At 72.4% G+C, this 5,472-nt stretch carries 6 protein-coding genes; 4 read left to right on the forward strand and 2 right to left on the reverse strand.

What is annotated here, in order from left to right:
* The 3 genes from ACLU3S_RS35460 to ACLU3S_RS35470 form a co-directional block, all read left to right on the forward strand.
* On the forward strand, positions 1-850 hold an 850-nt coding region (locus tag ACLU3S_RS35460), incomplete at its 5' end, for an AIM24 family protein (protein WP_413956082.1).
* 11 nt (positions 851-861) lie between these two features.
* Positions 862-1,542, forward strand: a complete 681-nt coding sequence (locus ACLU3S_RS35465; RefSeq protein WP_413956083.1) for an AIM24 family protein — start codon at positions 862-864, stop codon at positions 1,540-1,542.
* 17 nt (positions 1,543-1,559) lie between these two features.
* A complete protein-coding gene (locus ACLU3S_RS35470; protein ID WP_413956084.1) occupies positions 1,560-2,315 on the forward strand; it encodes an AIM24 family protein in 756 nt (251 codons plus the stop codon).
* A gap of 44 nt (positions 2,316-2,359) precedes the next feature.
* Here ACLU3S_RS35470 and ACLU3S_RS35475 read toward each other — a convergent pair whose 3' ends face one another.
* Together ACLU3S_RS35475 and ACLU3S_RS35480 are read right to left on the reverse strand one after the other, a co-directional pair.
* A complete protein-coding gene (locus ACLU3S_RS35475; protein WP_413956085.1) occupies positions 2,360-2,875 on the reverse strand; it encodes an NUDIX hydrolase in 516 nt (171 codons plus the stop codon).
* On the reverse strand, positions 2,872-4,305 hold the full coding sequence (locus ACLU3S_RS35480; protein WP_413956086.1) for a zinc-dependent metalloprotease: 1,434 nt from the start codon (positions 4,303-4,305) through the stop codon (positions 2,872-2,874). The genes ACLU3S_RS35475 and ACLU3S_RS35480 overlap by 4 nt, the downstream gene beginning before the upstream one ends.
* A gap of 191 nt (positions 4,306-4,496) precedes the next feature.
* Here ACLU3S_RS35480 and ACLU3S_RS35485 point away from each other — a divergent pair.
* A partial coding sequence (locus tag ACLU3S_RS35485) for an SDR family oxidoreductase (RefSeq protein ID WP_413956087.1) occupies positions 4,497-5,472 on the forward strand: 976 nt, incomplete at its 3' end.

The raw sequence follows: 5,472 nt of genomic DNA on the forward strand, positions 1-5,472 counted from the left end.
CGCGCCCTACGGCCAGCCGCCGCAGCAGCCGTCGTACGGCGGGCAGCCGACCGCGCCGCTGCCTCCGGGCTACGGCCGGCAGCCCTCACACGGCGGCCCGCCGGCCCCTCCCATGCCGCCCGGCTACGGGCACGTGCCCGCACAGCAGGCCGCCGCCTACGGCGTGCCGCAGGGTGTGCCGCAGGGCGGCGGGGGAGTGTCCGCCGCACTGCAGATGTTCAAGGAGAAGCCCACCGGGCAGCGCTGGACCCAGCAGAACCACAAGCTCGTCCGCGTCGACCTCGGCGTCGGCGGGCAGCCCGTGCTGGCACGGCAGGGCAGCATGGTGCTCTACCAGGGCAAGGTCGACTTCGGTTACAAGGGCGCCGGGTTCGCCGGGCGGATCGTCGGCAACGCCACCGGCCAGGAGATGCAGCTGATGCGCTGCACCGGCCAGGGCCAGGTGTTCCTCGCCGAGAACTCCACCCACCTGCACCCCGTCGAACTGCAGGGCGACGCGATCTGCGTGTCCGCGGAGAACGTCCTCGCCTTCGACGAGAGCCTGCAGTACGAGGTCCGCCGCATCGAGGGCCACGGCATTCCCGGCGGCGCGCTGTTCACCATGCAGTTCCAGGGCACCGGCACGATCGTCGTCAAGACGCACGGCACGCCCGTGGTGCTGCCGGTCACGCCGACCACCTTCGCCGACTGCAACGCGGTGGTGGCCTGGTCGGCGGCCTCCCAGGTGATCGTCTCCAGCCAGGTCCGCATGCGCCGCAACGCCTACCCCGGCGACACCGGCGAGAGCGTCAACCTGCAGTTCCGGGGCGCGCCCGGCAACTTCATCGTCGTCCAGCCGTACGAGGTCTGAGGGAGCCCGTCATGAACCAGTCGCTCGCGGGCTTCGCCCCCGCACCCGTCACCGCCCGCATGGAGAATCACGGCAACCACATGCTCAAGGTCGCCATGCAGACCGGGCACGACCTCCTCGCGCGCGTGGGGTCGATGGTCGCCTACGAAGGCTTCGTCCAGTACGAGCCGAACCCGCCTGCCGTCCGCCAGATCGCCCGCGACTGGATCACCGGCGAGGGCGCCCCCCTGATGAAGTGCTCCGGGGACGGCCTGCTCTACCTCGCCGACTACGGCGCCAACGTCGTCGTGATCAACCTGGCCGGCGACGGCATCTCCGTCAACGCCACCAACCTGCTCGCCTTCGACGCCCACCTCGACTGGGGCGTCGAACGGGTGAAGGGGCTCGCGAAGTTCGCCGGACAGGGGTTGTGGAACACCCGCATCTCCGGGCAGGGCTGGGTCGCGCTGACCTCCCGGGGCGAGCCGATCGTCGTCGACTGCGGCGGCGGCGAGGACGAGACGTACGTCGACCCGGACGCGCTCGTCGCCTGGTCGCCGAACCTGAAGGTGAAGGGCAAGCGCAGCTTCAAGGCGCAGTCGCTGATCGGCCGGGGCAGCGGCGAGGCCTACCAGATGGCCTTCTCCGGACAGGGCATCGTCGTCGTCCAGCCCAGCGAGGACAGCACCGACCGCCTCCGGTTCCGGGGCTGAGGGGGAGTCACCACACCATGCAGAGCCCGCTTTTCCAGTACAACGACCTCCAGACGCAGGAGCGCTGGAGCCTGCAGAACTCGCAGCTTCTGCGGGTCGTCATCGAGGGCCACGACGACATCCTCGCCCGCAAGGGCACCATGGTCGCCTACCAGGGCCTCGTCGAGTTCGACGCCGAGTACCGCAGCAACCACCAGGCACGCGCGCGTGCCCACACCGGCGAGGGCCTGGACCTGATGCGCTGTCACGGCCAGGGCACCGTCTACCTCGCCAACCTCGCCCAGCACGTGCACATCATGGACGTCGAGCAGGACGGGCTGACCGTCGACAGCTCCTACGTCCTCGCCATGGACTCCTCGCTGCACCACGAGGTCATCGCCGTCGACAGCCTCTACGGCATTTCCGGCTCCGGGAAGTACCAGCTGAACATCACCGGCCGCGGCAGGGTCGCCCTGATGACCTCCGGCGCGCCGCTGCTGATGCAGGTCACGCCCGACCGGTACGTCAACTGCGACGCAGACGCCATCGTCGCCTGGTCCACCGGGCTGCGGGTGCAGATGCAGGCCCAGACGCACTCCTCCGGGGTGTGGCGCCGGCGCGGCAACACCGGTGAGGGCTGGGAGCTGAGCTTCATGGGCACCGGGTTCGCGCTGGTGCAGCCGAGCGAGCTGCTGCCGCCGCAGAACGCGGTGATCGGTCAGGGCCTCGCCGCCCAGTTCGGCATGGGCCAGCACGGTGCCCGCGGGCAGAACCAGGGCAACGTCTGGAGCTGAGCACGGGGTGAGGGCGACCGAGGGGGGCGGTCGCCCTCACCTCCTCAGAGCCTGGCCCGCGCCGCTTCGACCAGGCGTACGACCGATGTGTCGGCGACCTCGGGCACCTCGTCGTAGGCGAACCAGCGCAGGTCGAGGGACTCGTCGCTGATCGCCTCCTCGGCACCGCGCGGCGCGACGGCCGCGTACTGCACGTCCAGGTGCCAGGCGCAGGGCGTGAGATGACGGTCCAGGCGCACCGGCCCGCCGGGCAGCAGGGCCAGCCCGGCGATGCCCGACTCCTCCGTCCCCTCGCGCAGCGCCGCGTCGGCCAGGGTGGCGTCGCCCGGCTCGCAGTGACCGCCCATCTGCAGCCACATCCGCAGCTTGCGGTGCAGGGTGAGCAGCACCTCGCCGCGCTCCGGGGCGATCACCAGGGCGCTCGCCGTGATGTGCCCGTCCGCGCAGGCCTTCCACATGCCGTCCGGGTGCGCCTGAAGGTGGTCCAGGTAGACCTGGCGCAGCTCCTCCTGGGCCCCGTACTCCTTCAGGACGAGGACCGCGTCGTCGTGGAGCCTCACTCGGTGTCCTCGCCCTGGGCCTCGCTGTCGTCCTTCTTGCGCAGATCGGGCTTGCCCGCCGCCTCGCCGAGCATCTTGTCCAGCTCGGAGAAGTCCATCTGCTCGCGGTGCACGAAGCCGTCCGGGTCGTCCAGGTCGCCGGCCGTCGGCAGCATGTCCGGGTGGGCCCACAGGCCGTCCCGGCCGTCGACCCCGCGCGCGTCCGTGAGCGAGGCCCACAGGCGGGAGGCGTCGCGCAGCCGGCGCGGGCGCAGCTCCAAGCCGATCAGCGTGGCGAACGTCTGCTCCGCCGGGCCACCGGTGGCCCGGCGCCGGCGCAGGGTCTCGCGCAGGGCGTCCGCGGACGACAGACGCGGTTTCGCGGCCGCGTGGACCACGGCGTCCACCCAGCCCTCGACGAGCGCCAGCGCGGTCTCCAGACGGGCCAGCGCCGCCTTCTGCTCGGGCGTGTCCTCGGGCTGGAACATGCCCTGCTGCAGCGCGTCCTGCAGCTGCTCCGGGTTCTGCGGGTCGAACTGGCCGACCACGTCCTCCAGCTTGGCCGTGTCGACCTTGATCCCGCGCGCGTACCCGTCGACCGCGCCGAACAGGTGCGAGCGCAGCCACGGCACGTGCGCGAACAGGCGCTGGTGGGCGGCCTCGCGCAGGGCCAGGTAGAGCCGCACCTCCTCCTGCGGCACGCCGAGGTCCCTGCCGAACGCGTCCACGTTCGCCGGGAGCAGCGCGGCCTTGCCGGCCGGGCCGAGCGGCAGGCCGATGTCGGTGGAGCCGACGACCTCGCCCGCGAGCACGCCGACGGCCTGCCCGATCTGCGTGCCGAACATGGCGCCGCCCATCGAGCGCATCATGCCGATCAGCGGGCCCGCCATGGCCTGCATCTCCTCCGGCAGCACGTCGCCCATGGCCGCGCCGACCCGCTCGGCGACCGGGTCGACCAGCTCCTGCCACGCGGGCAGGGTCGCCTCGACCCACTCCGCGCGGGACCAGGCCACCGCCGAGGCGGAGCCCGACGGCAGGGACGTCGCGTCGTCCAGCCACAGGTCGGCCAGGCGCACGGCCTCCTCGACCGCCCTGCGCTCGGCAGGGCCCACACTGGCGTCCTTCGTGCCGTCCGGCGTGCCCTGGGCGACCGTCTGGCGGGCGATCTGCTTGGCCATGTCCCAGTTCACCGGGCCGCCCTCGTAGGAGAGCATCTGGCCCAGCTGCTGGAACGCGGCGCCCAGGTCGGTGGGGTTCAGGGAACCGAACATGGCTGCGAGCGGATTGTCGGCGCCGGGGCCGCCAAAGCCTCCGGCTCCGGGCAGGCCGCCGAAGCCGAACGGGTTGGCCGGTCCCTGCCCACCACCGCTCTCCTGGTCCTTCTTCTTGCCCTCGTCGCCGTCTTCCGGCTCCTCCGGCGGAAGGCCGAATCCGAATGGGGTGTCACTCACGGGATTCCTCGGCTGGTAAGGCCGCCGGTGTCTCTCCGGCGGCGCGGCTGCCCGACAACACCACCAGCGTAGACACCTGGACCCGATCGGGCCTCGGTGCTTCGCCCACGGACGGCCTGCGGCAGGATGGATGCACCTGGTATGCGCGCCTCGCACGCGCTCGTACTGAAGACAACCGCTGGAGACGCCCGGTGAGTTCCCCAGATCCGCAGGTTCGCGCAGCGCGAAACCACGTGACCCCTCCCGTCGTGCGCGGGCCCGTCGTCGCGGTCACCGGCGCCGCCGCCGGCGTCGGCGCCCTGCTCACCGAGCGGCTCGCCGCGTCGGAGGAGATCAGGCGGGTCGTCGCGATCGACGAGCGGCGCGGCGAGTGCGCCGAGGCCCAGTGGCACATCATCGACGTGCGCGACCCGGCCGTCGCGGACAAGCTGCGGGGCGTCGACGTGGTCGTGCACCTCGCCCTCGACCTGGACCTGGGCAGCGACCCGGCCGCACGCACCGCGTACAACGTCCGGGGGACGCAGACCGTGCTGACCGCCGCCGCCGCGGCCGGGGTGCACCGGGTGGTGCTGTGCACCTCGGCGATGGTCTACGGGGCGCTGCCGGACAACGAGCTGCCCCTGTCGGAGGACGCCGAACTGCGGGCGACGGCGGAGGCCACGGGCGTCGGGGACCTGCTGGAGATCGAGCGCCTGGCCCGCCGGGCGCCGCGCGCCCATCCGGGGCTCAACGTCACCGTCGTGCGGCCCGCCGTGCTCGTCGGCGGCACGGACACCGCGCTGACCCGGTACTTCGAGTCGCCGCGGCTGCTCGTCGTCGCCGGGTCGCGGCCCGCCTGGCAGTTCTGCCACGTCGAGGACCTGTGCAGCGCCCTGGAATACGCCGTGCTGGAGAAGGTCGACGGGGAACTCGCCGTCGGCTGCGACGGCTGGCTGGAGCAGGAGGAGGTCGAGGAGCTGAGCGGGATCCGGCGCATGGAGCTGCCGTCGGCGGTCGCGCTCGGCGCGGCGGCCCGGCTGCACCGGATCGGGCTCACTCCGTCCCCGGCCGGGGACCTGGCGTACACGATGTACCCGTGGGTGGTCAGCGGGAGCCGGCTGCACGACGCCGGGTGGCGGGCGAAGTGGACCAACGAGGAGGTGCTCGCGGAGCTGCTGGAGGAGGTCT

It is taken from the genome of Streptomyces sp. AF1A, assembly GCF_047340315.1.
GTDB lineage: Bacteria > Actinomycetota > Actinomycetes > Streptomycetales > Streptomycetaceae > Streptomyces.

Bases quoted from the DNA above. Each gene is read 5' to 3' on its own strand.
- ACLU3S_RS35465 (WP_413956083.1), top strand. From the start codon at position 862: ATGAACCAGTCGCTCGCGGGCTTCGCCCCCGCACCCGTCACCGCCCGC.
- ACLU3S_RS35470 (WP_413956084.1), top strand. From the start codon at position 1,560: ATGCAGAGCCCGCTTTTCCAGTACAACGACCTCCAGACGCAGGAGCGC.